At 50.8% G+C, this 14,281-nt stretch carries 12 protein-coding genes; 3 read left to right on the forward strand and 9 right to left on the reverse strand.

Annotation, left to right across the window (positions count from 1 at the left end; all coding sequences use genetic code 11):
* Window positions 1-146: 146 nt before the first annotated feature.
* Window positions 147-2,975: an excinuclease ABC subunit UvrA gene (uvrA, locus tag J4E05_RS01640; RefSeq protein ID WP_349591910.1), complete on the forward strand. Its 2,829-nt coding sequence runs from the start codon at window positions 147-149 to the stop codon at window positions 2,973-2,975.
* A 13-nt stretch (window positions 2,976-2,988) separates the two neighbouring features.
* On the opposite strand, the gene J4E05_RS01645 is transcribed toward uvrA, so the two are convergent.
* Entirely contained in the window at window positions 2,989-3,741 is a 753-nt protein-coding gene (locus J4E05_RS01645) for a hypothetical protein (protein ID WP_349591912.1), read from the reverse strand.
* 219 nt (window positions 3,742-3,960) lie between these two features.
* Here J4E05_RS01645 and trmFO point away from each other — a divergent pair, with 219 nt between their 5' ends.
* Window positions 3,961-5,304 carry a methylenetetrahydrofolate--tRNA-(uracil(54)-C(5))-methyltransferase (FADH(2)-oxidizing) TrmFO gene (trmFO, locus tag J4E05_RS01650; RefSeq protein WP_349591914.1) on the forward strand — a complete coding sequence of 448 codons (1,344 nt, stop codon included), beginning with the start codon at window positions 3,961-3,963 and terminating at the stop codon, window positions 5,302-5,304.
* Between the two features lie 70 nt (window positions 5,305-5,374).
* Here the strand turns inward: trmFO and J4E05_RS01655 are convergent, their stop codons facing one another.
* The 7 genes from J4E05_RS01655 to yajC form a co-directional block, all read right to left on the reverse strand.
* On the reverse strand, window positions 5,375-5,947 hold the full coding sequence (locus J4E05_RS01655) for a hypothetical protein (protein ID WP_349591916.1): 573 nt from the start codon (window positions 5,945-5,947) through the stop codon (window positions 5,375-5,377).
* A gap of 107 nt (window positions 5,948-6,054) precedes the next feature.
* Window positions 6,055-6,912, reverse strand: coding sequence for a phytoene/squalene synthase family protein (locus J4E05_RS01660; protein ID WP_349591918.1), 858 nt, complete (start codon window positions 6,910-6,912; stop codon window positions 6,055-6,057).
* A 43-nt stretch (window positions 6,913-6,955) separates the two neighbouring features.
* Window positions 6,956-8,158, reverse strand: coding sequence for a mechanosensitive ion channel family protein (locus J4E05_RS01665; RefSeq protein WP_349591920.1), 1,203 nt, complete (start codon window positions 8,156-8,158; stop codon window positions 6,956-6,958).
* Between the two features lie 138 nt (window positions 8,159-8,296).
* On the reverse strand, window positions 8,297-8,677 hold the full coding sequence (locus tag J4E05_RS01670) for an Mth938-like domain-containing protein (protein WP_210402954.1): 381 nt from the start codon (window positions 8,675-8,677) through the stop codon (window positions 8,297-8,299).
* Window positions 8,678-8,821: 144 nt separating this feature from the next.
* Window positions 8,822-9,760, reverse strand: a complete 939-nt coding sequence (gene secF / locus J4E05_RS01675) for a protein translocase subunit SecF (protein WP_085593815.1) — start codon at window positions 9,758-9,760, stop codon at window positions 8,822-8,824.
* A 19-nt stretch (window positions 9,761-9,779) separates the two neighbouring features.
* Window positions 9,780-11,351, reverse strand: coding sequence for a protein translocase subunit SecD (secD, locus tag J4E05_RS01680; RefSeq protein ID WP_085593816.1), 1,572 nt, complete (start codon window positions 11,349-11,351; stop codon window positions 9,780-9,782).
* 156 nt (window positions 11,352-11,507) lie between these two features.
* Window positions 11,508-11,897 (reverse strand): preprotein translocase subunit YajC, encoded by a 390-nt coding sequence (yajC, locus tag J4E05_RS01685; RefSeq protein WP_085593817.1) that lies wholly within the window; start codon window positions 11,895-11,897, stop codon window positions 11,508-11,510.
* A 298-nt stretch (window positions 11,898-12,195) separates the two neighbouring features.
* Between yajC and J4E05_RS01690 the strand changes: the two genes are divergently transcribed.
* Window positions 12,196-13,059, forward strand: a complete 864-nt coding sequence (locus J4E05_RS01690) for an ATP-binding protein (RefSeq protein ID WP_349591924.1) — start codon at window positions 12,196-12,198, stop codon at window positions 13,057-13,059.
* Window positions 13,060-13,125: 66 nt separating this feature from the next.
* Here J4E05_RS01690 and J4E05_RS01695 read toward each other — a convergent pair whose 3' ends face one another.
* Window positions 13,126-14,256: a peptidoglycan DD-metalloendopeptidase family protein gene (locus J4E05_RS01695; protein WP_349591926.1), complete on the reverse strand. Its 1,131-nt coding sequence runs from the start codon at window positions 14,254-14,256 to the stop codon at window positions 13,126-13,128.
* Window positions 14,257-14,281 lie beyond the last annotated feature (25 nt).

Here is a 14,281-nt window from a genome sequence, read left to right on the forward strand (position 1 = left end):
TTTGTTTTTGCAGTGCAAAATTCACACGACCAGAACACATATCAGTCATGCTGACATATCCTGACAGGAACTGTCAGGGGCGCACTTGCGTATATAGACTGGCTCCTCTATACATTTCCCGAACAATTCAGGAACAAAGGCCGGATATGCTGACAAAAATTTCGGTTCGCGGTGCGAAAGAACACAATCTTCAAAACATTGATGTGGACCTGCCGCGCGATTCACTTGTGGTCATTACCGGCCTTTCGGGGTCAGGTAAAAGCTCGCTTGCATTTGACACCATCTATGCCGAAGGCCAGCGCCGCTATGTCGAAAGCCTGTCGGCCTATGCCCGTCAGTTCCTTGAAATGATGCAAAAGCCGGATGTCGAATATATCGATGGTCTGTCTCCTGCCATTTCGATTGAACAAAAAACCACCTCGCGCAATCCGCGCTCGACGGTGGGGACTGTGACCGAAATTTACGACTATATGCGCCTTCTTTGGGCGCGTGTCGGTATTCCCTATTCGCCTGCTACCGGCCTTCCCATTGTCAGCCAGACGGTTTCACAAATGGTGGACCGGGTGATGGAAATGGAAGAAGGCACAAGGCTTTATTTGCTGGCCCCCATCGTGCGTGGTCGCAAGGGGGAATATAAAAAGGAATTAAAAGACCTGCGCGCACGTGGCTTTCAGCGCGTAAAAATCGATGGTGAAATGTATGACATCGACGAGGCACCTGATCTTAACAAAAAGCTGAAACACGACATATCTGTCGTTGTAGATCGACTGGTTGTCAAAGACGGCATTCAAACGCGCCTGGCCGACAGCTTTGAAACCGCGCTGGAACTGACCGACGGTATTGTTTTTGCCGAAGATGCGCGAAGCGGTGACAGCACGTTGTTTTCCGCCAAATTCGCCTGCCCCGTTTCCGGTTTCACCATCGAGGAAATCGAACCACGGTTGTTTTCGTTTAACAATCCGTTTGGCGCCTGCCCGGTTTGCGATGGCCTTGGCACCCAAATGGAATTTGATCCGGAACTGGTGGTGCCTGATACCAGCAAAACGCTGGATGATGGTGCAGTGGCCCCGTGGGCCAGCGGAACGTCAAAATACTATTTGCAAACGTTACGCGCCATTGCCAGGCATTTTGGCTTTAAAACCAATGTTGCATGGGAAAAACTGCCCGCAACGGCACAAAAAATTATATTGCATGGCTCTGGCGATGAAGAAGTGACCGTGACCTATGATGACGGGTCGCGCAGCTATAAGGTAACCCGTCCGTTTGAAGGGGTTATCCCCAATATGTCGCGTCGTTGGCGCGAAACCGATAGCCAGTGGGCACGCGATGAACTTGCCAAATACCAGACAATTTCAAGCTGCGATGCCTGCCACGGCGACCGCCTGAAACCCGAGGCACTGGCCGTCAAGATTGACCATTGCACCATTTCCGAAATCACCGCCCTGTCAATTGGCAAAGCGGTGGACTGGTTTGCCGCCCTGGAACCAAAACTGAACGAAAAGCAGACAGAAATTGCCCGGCGTATTTTGCGCGAAATTAATGATCGTTTGCGGTTTTTGAACGATGTTGGCCTGAACTACCTGTCAATGTCTCGAACATCGGGCACTTTATCGGGCGGGGAAAGCCAGCGTATTCGTCTGGCGTCGCAAATCGGTTCGGGTCTGACCGGCGTTTTATATGTACTTGATGAACCGTCCATCGGCTTGCACCAGCGTGACAATGACCGGTTGCTGGAAACCCTGAAACGCTTGCGTGACCTTGGCAATACCGTGCTGGTGGTCGAGCATGACGAAGATGCCATCCGTGCGGCCGATTACGTGGTTGATATGGGCCCGGGCGCAGGTATCCACGGGGGCCGCATTGTTGCCGAGGGGACCCCGGAAGAAATTCAACAAAACCCTAACAGCCTTACCGGAAAATACCTGACCGGTATTGAACAGATTGCCGTGCCCGACAAACGCCGGGACGGCAGTGGCAAAGCCATTACCATTACCGGCGCGCGGGCCAATAACTTGCAAAACGTTAAAGTGGATTTTCCACTGGGCAAGTTTATCTGTGTGACGGGGGTATCAGGTGGTGGTAAATCCAGCCTGGTGATTGAAACGCTATATAAGGCGCTGGCAAAACGCATGCATAATGCGCGCAACCAGCCTGGCGCCCATGACAGCATTTCAGGCATCGAACATATCGATAAAATCATTGATATTGACCAAAGCCCGATTGGCCGTACCCCGCGGTCCAACCCGGTAACTTATACCGGTGCTTTTACCCCCATTCGCGAATGGTTTGCCCAGTTACCCGAAGCCAAAACACGCGGTTACAAGCCCGGTCGTTTTTCGTTTAACGTTAAAGGTGGCCGTTGCGAAGCCTGCCAGGGTGATGGCGTTATCAAAATTGAAATGCATTTTTTGCCCGATGTTTACGTTACCTGTGATCAATGCAAAGGCAAACGCTACAATCGGGAAACATTAGAAATATCTTTTAAAGGCAAATCAATATCAGACATTCTTGACATGACAGTTGAAGAAGGTGCCGATTTCTTCAAGGCCGTTCCCAGCATTCGTGACAAGATGGAAACCCTAAAACAGGTTGGGTTAAGTTACGTTCATTTGGGTCAGCAAGCCACCACCCTGTCGGGCGGTGAAGCGCAGCGCGTCAAACTTGCCAAGGAGCTTTCCAAACGGGCAACAGGGCGCACGATTTATATTCTGGATGAACCGACAACCGGCCTTCATTTCCACGATATTCGTAAATTGTTAGAAGTGCTGCATACCCTGGCCGATCAGGGCAACACGGTTGTTGTGATTGAACATAACCTTGATGTAATCAAAACGGCCGACTGGATTATTGACATTGGCCCCGAAGGGGGTGATGGCGGTGGTGAACTCGTGGGTGCCGGAACGCCTGAAGACATCATGAACAATGATCGCAGCTATACCGGAAAATACCTGAAGCGACATTTACGTATCGCTTAATTCAAAGGCCGCATCATGTGGATTTGGCATTATCAGACCCGATAGCCAAAGCACGGATGCGGCCCTCCAGGGTTTGTAAAATCGCTTTGACCAACCGTTCGCTAAAGCCTGCGACAAAGGCTATCAACAGCATTGTCGCCACTTGCTGGCCGGTATCGGCGGCCATATCGCTGTTGCCGATATCGTTTAAATCCCTGATCGCCTGTAGCTGATTAAGGGAATCGGGAACGATACCGGCGCGAATAACCAGCAATGCCAGAACGGCAAAAACAAACCCCAGAAATGGACGAAACAGAAATTTGAAAAATACGTCCAGCGGCGACAGATCGGTCCAGTTGTGGCTATCACCCATATGCAACATCACACTGACCGTTGCACCCAATGCGCCAAAAACGCCTACAAAAAACACCAGATCATAACTAAACCCGAACAACCGGCCGCCCCAGGAACTGATCAGCGTATCAATTAAAAAAAACGTCCCTAAAACGCCAACCAGAACAACAGGTGACATAACCAGCGCCACGCTGGCCGCCGATAGTTTGGCGACATCGCCCCCCGATACCAATGTCGTTATAAACCGGCTCATCGGGGTATTGTTTGGTACTATCAACGGTGACGGTGACGGTGACGGTGACGATGCTGGTACGGTTTCCGATATCTGCCCGCCTGAAACAGGATCATGGTCCGAAGACGGCTTTGCAGTTGCGTCGTCCTGTTGTTTGTGCGGATCTGCTGCCTGGGTTGTGCGTGGCGGGGATGTATCCATTCGGCCAAACTCCTGCGATGTCTGATGGGGTGCCGGTTGCAACAAACGACCGCTAATTGACGCAGAACACACCAAAATGTGATGTGAGTCCTTTTCACAAAGTTTTTTGGCAGCGCCCGTGGGAAATTTTCAGCAATTGTCTTGAAATTTACGCCATTGCACCGCTATGTGTGGGGCAATCTTGGCATTATGCCATCACCTGTTTGACGGAGGTTCAGCTTGGATACGGTTACACCCGTTCATATCATTGGTGCCGGATTGGCCGGCAGCGAAGCGGCATGGCAATTGGCCGAAGCTGGCATCCCCGTGATCATTCACGAAATGCGCCCTTCCCGCCCGACCGATGCGCACCACACCGACAAATGCGCCGAACTGGTTTGTTCCAATTCGTTCCGGTCCGATGACAAGGAATATAACGCAGTTGGCTTGATCCATGATGAAATGCGCCGCGCCAATTCAATAATCCTGCGCTGCGCCGATGAACACAAGGTTCCCGCCGGAGCAGCATTGGCCGTCGATCGCGAAGGTTTTTCGCAAGCGGTCACCGACGCACTTTCCAATCATCCGTTAATTACGCTGGAACGTGGCGAGATTGACGGTTTGCCGCCAGTCGAATGGGGCAACACCATTATTGCCACCGGCCCGCTTACATCGGGACCGCTTGCCGCAGCAATCCGCGAAGCCACCGGCGAACAGTCACTGGCGTTTTTTGATGCCATTGCACCGATCCTGTATAAAGAAAGCATTGATTTCGACAAAGCGTGGTTTCAATCGCGTTATGACAAGGGCGATGGCAAGGATTATATCAATTGCCCGATGAACAAGGACGAATACAACGCGTTCATTGATGCCTTGCTGGCGGGTGAAAAAACCGAGTTCAAGGACTGGGAAAAAGACACGCCGTATTTTGATGGCTGCCTGCCAATTGAAGTAATGGCCGAACGGGGCCGTGAAACCCTGCGCCATGGCCCGATGAAACCGGTAGGCCTGACCAACCCGCATGATCCGCTGGTGAAGTCCTATGCCATTGTTCAATTGCGCCAGGATAACGCCCTGGGCACGCTTTACAACATGGTCGGATTTCAAACCAAGCTGAAATACGGTGCCCAGGTCGAGGTTTTTAAAACCATCCCCGGTTTGGAAAATGCCGATTTTGCTCGCCTTGGCGGCATTCATCGCAATACATTCATCAATTCCCCACGTTTGCTCGACCCAACATTACGTCTTAAATCGCGCCCTGACATTCGCTTTGCCGGGCAGATTACCGGGTGTGAAGGATATGTTGAAAGTGCAGCCGTCGGCCTGATGACCGGGCGCTTTACCGCCGCAGAAAAACTGGGCCGCGAATTACCCCTGCCCCCTGCCATAACCGCAATGGGCGCATTACTGGGCCACATTACCGGCGGTGCAGATGAAAGCACATTCCAGCCAATGAATGTAAATTTCGGCCTGTTTCCCGAACTTGAATTAACCAAACGGGTTAAAGGGCGAGATCGCAAAAAACTCTACACCGACCGCGCCATTCCGGCTTTCGATGAATGGCTGACAAGCATCAATAATTGATGCCGTCCAATATCGGCTTTTATGTATCAAAACGCCCGGTCAGCAATGATCGGGCGTTTTTTGTGGTTTTCTAATCGCGATACAGGTTAACCCGGGTCAATTCACCCGTTATTTCGCGAATGCTTTTGCCATTTCGGAAACGTTTAAAAACAAGATCCAGATTACCATCATCGTTTAACGTACGTTCATAGACCTGCATCTCATAGCCGCCATCATCAAGAATATACATGGCATGCACAGTTAGCGTTTTGCCAACAATGCGCGCCCAGACAAATGGCTGCCCCTTTAACGGGTCATTGGGAACGCGTTTGCCAAACAAGCCGGTCCGCATGGCACTGCCATAAATTTCCGGTCGGTCTGTTTCAAAAAAATCGATGGAGATGGCGGCGGTTTTTTCGCGCCCGTCTGATTTATAAATGACGGTCGACCAGTCAATCGAAAACCCGCTGCCACTTTTCTTAATCGCAACATCAAGGTCCCTGGCTTTAAGCTCGTTTTCGGCTTCAGAAATTGCGGTGCCATGATAGGTACCCAGAAAGGGATCAATAGACATCGCCGATGCAGGGTGACGGCCCGGCCAAAATGCCACCAGAACAGCCAATGGAACAATGACTAAAAACGCGAGCTTCCTGATGATTTTCATTTTGTGACCCCACGGGCTTAAAACACCGGTTCAGGACCACAGTTAAGTCAGGAACCGGTTGACATGTAAAGATTTATAACCTTTTTGCCCGTTGTAAAGACTGCGCTTTACCAATAACCGGAAAATGCCCTAAGCGTCAGGCGGAAGCTCGCGGGTCTGGCCAGACCGAACACAGCAGAAAATGGATCATAGTCAGCCTTTTTCAGCTTTTTCAAATAATTTTCAGCCAGTATTACAGGCAATGCTGCGGCTATTGCCGACTTTGGCAATGCAGAACGCATTTTTCGTGCATCCCTAATTTTCATAGCCGCATGTTCAGCCAGGTGTTTGCTCATCGCGCGAACAGCATCGGTCCGGCGAAATTCAAAGATATCTCCGGTCGACACACCAAACTGTTCCATAACATCATTTGGAACATATTGGCGTTTTGCGCGCCCATGGAAAACCATTGCCCGCAAAATGCCTACCATGCCATATGCGTTTCCGGCCCGTCTGGCAGCCTCGCCCGCATCATTTTTGCTATCCTCACGATGCCCCAAAAGTACTCCTACTGCAGCCTGGCTTAATAAGCCCGATGTCTGATCGATATAATGGTCAAGGGCTGCAAGGTTATCCGGGGCAGTGTCAAACAAATCGAATTCACGGGCATCAATCATGGCTTCCAGAGCCGGCCGATCCAACTTGTTATTGCCGATCATCTGTGCCAACGGTTCGACAACTTCATGCTTTCGCACATCACCGTTCTCAATGCCAGAAAGTGCGTCGCGCCACCATTGCAACCGGATCTGACCCAGCATGGCCTCGCTGACCATTTCGCGGGTTTTTGAAATTTCCTGATTAAAGGCATAAAGCGTGAACAGGTCTTCGCGATGTTCCGGTGCCGCAAAAAGTCCACACAGGAAACGGTCACGATCATTACGACGGACATATTCGGCACAATAGGAAAGGTCTGGAGTATTGGTCATTGGTTTGTTTTACCTGCCGGTCATAATATGCGCGGACAGGATATTATCCCATCTTTTCGGGCGTTTTCCGGGGCTGTTGTGCTTTATCATTATCAGAATGTTCCGATGCCTGCGACATTGCCATCTCGGGCATGGTCTCCACATATATCGACTGGGACGGGAATGCAAATGAAGCGCCTTCTTCTTCGATAATTCGTTTAAAAGCGATGATATGCCGATTACGGATATCACGCCACTCCAGCCAGTCGGTCGTCAGTGTAAAGTAGTACAAATCGATATTGATGGAACTACTGCCAAAATCGGCAAGATGCACCATCTGCGGTACATCCTCCTGCGCGACATCGTCATCGTTTTTCAGAAATGCGCGCAACCGCTCAATGATTTTTTCGATCTGATCGGCACTGGTACGATATTCAACCCCAATCACCATTTTGATCCGGCGATGGGTCATACGGGTCCAGTTAATCACCGGCGAATTAACAATTTCCGCGTTGGGCATCACCACCATTGCTTTGGAAAACGTTCGTACCTTTGTCGCACGCAGACCAACAAATTCGACCACGCCTTCAAAATGCGGTGTTTCGATCCAGTCCCCGCGTTTGAAAAGTTTATCGGCAAAGATGGTTAGCCCACCAAACACATTGGCAACAGAATCCTTGGCCGCAAGGGCAACCGCCATACCAGCCAGCCCAAGACCACCCAAAAACGCCGAAACATCAATTCCCCAATCTTCCAAAAGGGCGACACCAGCCAAAACCACAATTAATGTTCTGACGCAGCGAATGAAAAACTGGCGCAAATCATCGGCTAGGCCAGCCCCGAAACGCCCCGCAAATGTATTAAAGCCCAACGCAAGTGGTTCGATGATCCGGTAAAAAGCCCAGAAAATTGTCGCGATAACAATAACGCGCAGAACATTGAAAATTGCTGCGTCAGCCTGTTCGGAAAAATCCATCACTTCGACTGAAAAATAAACCCCCAGGACCACAACAAAGACCTGAACAGGTGTCTGTATCGCGTTGAAAATCATTGCCATTGTTTGATGACGATGATGGTTGGCCAGTTTGCCAAGCCCCCCGACCACACCGTGTGCCAGAACCTTACGCATCACGACAAACAATATCAAAATAACAAGCGCGATAATGGCGCGCCCGATTTCGCCGCCACCAACCATGTCGGCCCATTTGGCAAAGTGATCAACAACCCTGTCGTTCAGGTTTTCAACGCTTGAAGTGATTTCTTCCATACTATTACATGCGACATCTTGGCCCGAATATTGTCGCAGTTCCCCCGCCCTGTTCAAAAATTTCCCGTTACTACATCGCGCAACAGCACCTTGATTGTTCTCGGAATTAGCAAACAAACCGAAACAGTTGACGGGTTCTCAAACAGCTATTAATGCCGCTGCCACGCGCCGTTCTTCCGATTGCAGAACATTAAATGTCCGGCAGGCTGCACCTGTATCCATCGGCTCAATAACAATCCCGTGCGGGCGCAAGGCATTTCGCCATGCTGTTTTAACTGGCTGCATTCGTGCGCCCATTCCCAGCAGCAAAATATCAATTTCGCCAGCACGCGCAATGACCTCGGCAAATGCGTTTTCATCTACGCTATCAATTTCGGTGTGAGGCCATGCGAGAACTTCGGTCGAAAACAGTAAAATAGAGCCTTCGGCCTTTTCCATACCAAAACGAAACAGCCCGTCGCCATAACTGGTAACAATTTTTCGGCCCGATGCGACCATCGGTGTGATGTCCAATGTCATGATTGACCTCGCTGCAGTGATGTTATCTGGCGCCAGAACGGCGATGTCGATTGCCAGGCTGGCATTAAAAAGGCCGGGTCGTTTTCGCACGATCCCGGCCTTCTTGTAAATGATTGACGCTAGCAGATACCGTCTAATCCGATTTTAAAGCGCACCGGCTTCTTCGGTTGTTGCTTCATCGCCTTCAGGAATTTTCCGGCGCAATTTCAAAACAACCAGCAACGGCGATGCCACGCAGATCGATGAATATGTCCCGATCACAATCCCGAAAATCAGGGCAAAGGTAAAGCCGCGAATAGCCTCGCCGCCAAATGCAAACAATGCAATCAGCGCCAGCAAGGTCGTAAACGAAGTCATTACCGTACGCGACAGGGTCGTATTGATCGACAGATCAAGAAGTTCGACCAGATCCATTTTGCGAAATTTACGCATAAATTCGCGAATACGGTCAAAAACCACCACCGTATCGTTGATCGAATACCCTGCCACCGTCAAAATTGCCGCCAATGTCGCCAAATCGAACTGAACACCACTGATCACAAATAACCCGACGGTAATGATCACGTCGTGCAACAGCGCGACGACAGATGCCACGGCAAACTGCCATTCGAACCGTAACCAGATATAAAACATGATCAGCGCAAGCGAGATGACAACCGAGTAAATACCGGCTTCCTTAAGCTCATCCCCAACCTTGGGTCCGACAAGTTCCGAACGACGAATGCTGACCCCGTCGCCAAGTGCCTTGGTTACGGTTTCAAGTGCCGCCATCTGGGCCTTTTCGTCACCATCCTGACGTTGTAACTGGATTAGAACGTCGTCAGGTTCACCAAATTGCTGGATCGAAACATCGCCCAGCCCCAGGCTACCAAGATTATCGCGTAAACCCGAAATATCGGCAGGCCCATCGGTTTTGATTTCGAGCAGAATCCCGCCACGAAAGTCGATCCCGAAATTCAGACCTTTGGTGAAAAACAGAACACTAGAGATAACCACCAGTGAAATCGAAAAGATGTAGAAAAACTTCCGGAGCTTGAGGAACGGGATGTTCACTTCATCCGGAACAAGATGCAACGGTTTCATGTGCGATTTGCTCCCTTCCTCACAATACCAGCTCTGTCGGACGACGACGCTTCACCCAGAATGCCACGATCAAACGTGTCACCCAGATTGCCGCGAACATCGACGTGATAATCCCGATTGCCAATGTCACCGCAAACCCCTTGATCGGGCCTGATCCAAAGCTGAACAGAACCAAAGCGGCAATAAGGGTGGTGATATTGGCATCAAGAATTGTCGACATAGCACTACGATAACCGGCATCAATCGAATTGATAATCGATCGGCCGATTTTTCGTTCTTCCCGGATACGTTCAAAAATAAGAACGTTGGCATCAACCGCCATCCCGACTGTCAGAACGATACCGGCGATGCCCGGCAAAGTCAGCGTTGCCTGAAGGATCGACATGATCGCCAAAATCAGAACCAGGTTCACGATTAAGGCAAGATTGGCAAAAATACCAAACAGGCCATAACTGATTGCCATGAAGACAACAACAAAGACCATGCCGAGAATGGCGGCAATTTCGCCCGAATCAATTGAATCCTGACCAAGGCCCGGCCCGACAGAACGTTCTTCAAGAATTTTCATTGGGGCTGGCAACGCACCTGCGCGCAACAACAATGAAAGATCATTGGCTTCCTGAACACCGAACTGACCGGTGATGATCCCGCTGCCACCCATGATCGGTTCATTGATCCGGGGGGCTGAAATCACCTTGCCATCAAGCACAATCGCCAGACGACGACCGGTGTTTTTGCTGGTGACATCACCAAACCTAGCACCGCCTGCCGCATCAAAGCGGAACGATACCACCGGGCGACCATCATTAAAGGTCGGCTGGCTATCGATCAGGTTGTCACCGGAAACGACAACACGGCGATCAACCAGATATTCTTCGGGTTCACCGGGCGATGCGTTATCGGCACCAGGCATAATGACAGCGCCGGGCGGAATGCCGGTTGCCTTTGCCTGCTGGGGTGTTTTGGTTTCGTTAATCAGGTGAAAGTTCATTTTGGCTGTCCGACCCAGAATATCGCGCAACCGCGATGGATCATCCAGGCCAGGAACCTGCACAACGATACGATCTTCCCCTTGACGCTGGATTGACGGTTCCGTCGTCCCCAGTTCGTCAACACGACGACGCACAACTTCCAGCGACTGGCTGATGGCGCGGTCGATCATTTCACGACGCGTCTTTTCGTTGTAGGTCAACATGATGTGGTTGCCTTCACCGCCAACAATAGTCAGCGGGTCCAACTTTGCCAGCATGGATCGGGCTTTTTCGACATCATCGTCATTAACGATGGTAACCGATGCGCCATCAGCCGAGCCGCGCAATCCACGATAACGCAGACGTTGCTCACGCAGGGCATCGCGCATGTTTTCAGTCAGTGAGTCGTAACGTTCCCGAATAACGGAATCGACGCCCACTTCCAAAAGCATGTGCGAACCGCCGCGCAGATCAAGGCCAAGGCTGATCTGCTTGCCGGGCATCCAGCTTGCTTCTGTCGGAAATGTGCCCTTGGGAAAGAAGTTTGGCGCGGCATATATCACGCCCAAAGCACACACCAGGAGCACCAGTGCTGCTTTCCATTTGGTAAAATAAAGCATGTGTCCTTTAACCAGAGATGTCTGGGGAACATTGCGACATCGGGCTCAGGGCTTAATCAGGAAAAAAGGAAGGACTTGCCCGGCCGACCGCCAGAAATAACAGTAATTAGCAGAAAGGCGGAACCGGGAGGTTCCGCCTGTACGCCGTGATAGAAATCAATCTTTTTTGACTTCTTCAATTTTCTTGTCGTCGGTCTTTTCGTCGGCATCAGAACCGCCCTTGGCAGGTTCGGTACGCGACAGAACATTCGAGATCATGCCACGTGCGACTTTAACTTTCACACCATCAGCAATCTCAACCGAAACTTCATCGTCCGAGACAACCTTAACAACGGTCCCGATGATCCCGCCAGCAGTCACGACTTTATCACCGCGACGAACCGCGGCCAGCATTGCTTTGTGTTCTTTCGCTTTCTTCTGCTGCGGACGAATGAGCAGAAAATAGAAAACCACAAAAATCAGGATCAGCGGCAGAAAGCTGGTCAGCATATCTGCTCCGCCAGCAGCGCCACCAGCACCCTGAGCAAAAGCCGGTGAAATCAACATTAGGAACTCCTAACCTAAAACGGAAAAACTAATCAACTGCCGGAATATAACGGTGTCGTTCGCCGTTGCAAGAAAGATCGCGCAATTTTGCCCCAAACTTCCCCTTGCACGCCTTATATTCTCCATACCATTGCCCATTAGCAGTTGAATAGCGCGGGTTTGACTGGGTTTGTGATCGGATTCACAGTTATCTCCCCCTTTGCAATAGGCTATTCTCGGTCAACAATGCTGTGGTAGGGTTTGCTCATAAAAGGTGGCTTTGACCACCATCAAAAATGAAACCGTCCATGAGGCCCCGATGACCGATACCCTTGCCGATTTATTGCCCACCTTAAACCGCATTGCCGATGCCCTTGACCGAATGGCGCCACCTGCCCGCCAAAAAAATGACCTTGCCGCCGCAGATGCCTTTGTCTGGCACGCCGAAACAGGTTATTTAACCCCGATCAAACAGGTCAACCGGGTCGATATCGGGCTGTTACAGGGGATCGATCAACAAAAAACGATCCTGTATAATAACACCAAACGATTTGCCAATGGCCTGCCAGCCAATAACGCCTTGCTATGGGGGGCCCGTGGCACGGGTAAAAGTTCAATCGTCAAGGCGATGCACGCCCTGATCAACCAGGAAAACCCGTCATCACTGGCATTGGTTGAAATTCACCGCGAAGACATCCCGACCCTGCCCGTTTTGCTGAAAATCCTTCAGGAAAGCGCGCGCAAGATAATTCTGTTTTGCGACGATCTGTCGTTCGACCTTCAGGACGAATCATACAAGTCATTAAAAGCTGTGCTGGATGGCGGAATTGAAGGCCGTCCTGATAACGTTATTTTTTATGCCACATCGAACCGGCGCCATTTGATGGCCCGCGATATGATTGAAAATGAACGTTCAACGGCCATTAACCCGTCCGAGGCCGTTGAGGAAAAAGTATCTCTGTCTGACCGCTTCGGATTATGGCTGGGCTTTCACAATATTTCGCAAGATGTCTATTTCGAGATTATCGCGGGTTACGCTGACGAATTTGGTTTGGACATGCCCAAAGAAGACCTGTTTGCCCGTGCCAAGGAATGGACTGTAACCCGAGGAAGTCGATCAGGACGAGTCGCTTGGCAATTCATTCAGGAAATTGCCGGAGAGCAGGGAAAACATATTTCCTGAGGGCAAAATTAAACTGCCATTCCAATACAAAAACGGCCTGAAATTTTATCAGGCCGTTTTTCATATTTATCGCGATGCGACTGCCTGGGGCAAATATTTGACCGGGTCGCGTGACTTGCGCCCTTTGCGAATCTCAAAATGCAGTTGTGGCCGATTAACCGCCCCGGTGGCGCCGACCGATGAAATCCGCTGGCCCCGCGTCACAATATCGCCGCGGGCCACCAACGGGTTTTCGGTATGGGCATATGCCGACACATATCCATCAGCATGTTTGATCAGGATCAGGTTGCCAAACCCGCGCAGTTCATTGCCAACATAGGTTACAACACCATTATCAGTCGCAAGAATGGCGGTGCCCCGTTCGGCCGCAATATTAATACCATCGTTAAACAACCCGCCTGGCCCGGCGCCATATCCCAAAACCACCTTGCCTTGCACCGGCCAGATAAAACCCTGGCGGTTGGCGGGGTCAATATCATCGACACGGGTCTTGGCAACTGTTGTCGGTTTTACCGATGATGACGTGGAAGCCGAGGGCGAAGGATTACGGGTAACAGATGTTGCCGGTTCCGCATGCCAGCTTTTCCCCGAAGCCAACTGGCGTTCGGCTTGTGCGGCAACATCCTGTGGCTTCATTCCCGGCACCGGAATATTTGCGCCAGTCGCATAATCGGCTCTGGCACTGGTTATATCCGTCACCCGGCTTAGATCAGACGAAGATGTTGACGTTGATGAAATATCATCTGGGGCCTCCAGCGGAGACGCACCTATTTCTGCAGACTGACTGCGTCGCGCAACAACAACTTGTTTGGTTGTTACAGTTTTGCGCGATGATGATGCCACAGCAGTCCCCGGCGGACTGCTGTTATAGTCAGCCTGCCACGGCGGCAAAACAAGACGCTGGCCGGGGTAAATGACGTAAGGTGACCTCAGGTTATTTCTGCTGGCGAATTTCTGAAAATCGGCATGATAACGTTCAGCAAGCAGCGATACACTATCACCGCTTTTTACCGTTATGACACGTTCGCCATTGCCCAGTTTTGGCATCGCGGAAAGCGAATAATTCGTTCCCTCGTCATACACAACCGGAACTGGCCTGGAATTAAGCAAACAGCCGCCAAGCGTCGCTGCTGTCCCGCAGACAAACAGCAACGTCCGAACATTGTGAACGACGTGTTTGGCATAATTTTTCATCATGCCGCAGATTTTCCATCACTACCGG

This window comes from Thalassospira sp. NFXS8 (assembly GCF_040148805.1).
GTDB lineage: Bacteria > Pseudomonadota > Alphaproteobacteria > Rhodospirillales > Thalassospiraceae > Thalassospira.

What these genes read in the sequence shown, in the direction of transcription:
- uvrA (WP_349591910.1), top strand. Translation starts at nt 147, where the DNA reads ATGCTGACAAAAATTTCGGTTCGCGGTGCGAAAGAACACAATCTTCAA.
- J4E05_RS01645 (WP_349591912.1), bottom strand. Translation starts at nt 3,741, where the DNA reads ATGGATACATCCCCGCCACGCACAACCCAGGCAGCAGATCCGCACAAA.
- J4E05_RS01655 (WP_349591916.1), bottom strand. Translation starts at nt 5,947, where the DNA reads ATGAAAATCATCAGGAAGCTCGCGTTTTTAGTCATTGTTCCATTGGCT.
- J4E05_RS01660 (WP_349591918.1), bottom strand. Translation starts at nt 6,912, where the DNA reads ATGACCAATACTCCAGACCTTTCCTATTGTGCCGAATATGTCCGTCGT.
- J4E05_RS01665 (WP_349591920.1), bottom strand. Translation starts at nt 8,158, where the DNA reads ATGGAAGAAATCACTTCAAGCGTTGAAAACCTGAACGACAGGGTTGTT.
- J4E05_RS01670 (WP_210402954.1), bottom strand. Translation starts at nt 8,677, where the DNA reads ATGACATTGGACATCACACCGATGGTCGCATCGGGCCGAAAAATTGTT.
- secF (WP_085593815.1), bottom strand. Translation starts at nt 9,760, where the DNA reads ATGAAACCGTTGCATCTTGTTCCGGATGAAGTGAACATCCCGTTCCTC.
- secD (WP_085593816.1), bottom strand. Translation starts at nt 11,351, where the DNA reads ATGCTTTATTTTACCAAATGGAAAGCAGCACTGGTGCTCCTGGTGTGT.
- yajC (WP_085593817.1), bottom strand. Translation starts at nt 11,897, where the DNA reads ATGTTGATTTCACCGGCTTTTGCTCAGGGTGCTGGTGGCGCTGCTGGC.
- J4E05_RS01690 (WP_349591924.1), top strand. Translation starts at nt 12,196, where the DNA reads ATGACCGATACCCTTGCCGATTTATTGCCCACCTTAAACCGCATTGCC.
- J4E05_RS01695 (WP_349591926.1), bottom strand. Translation starts at nt 14,256, where the DNA reads ATGATGAAAAATTATGCCAAACACGTCGTTCACAATGTTCGGACGTTG.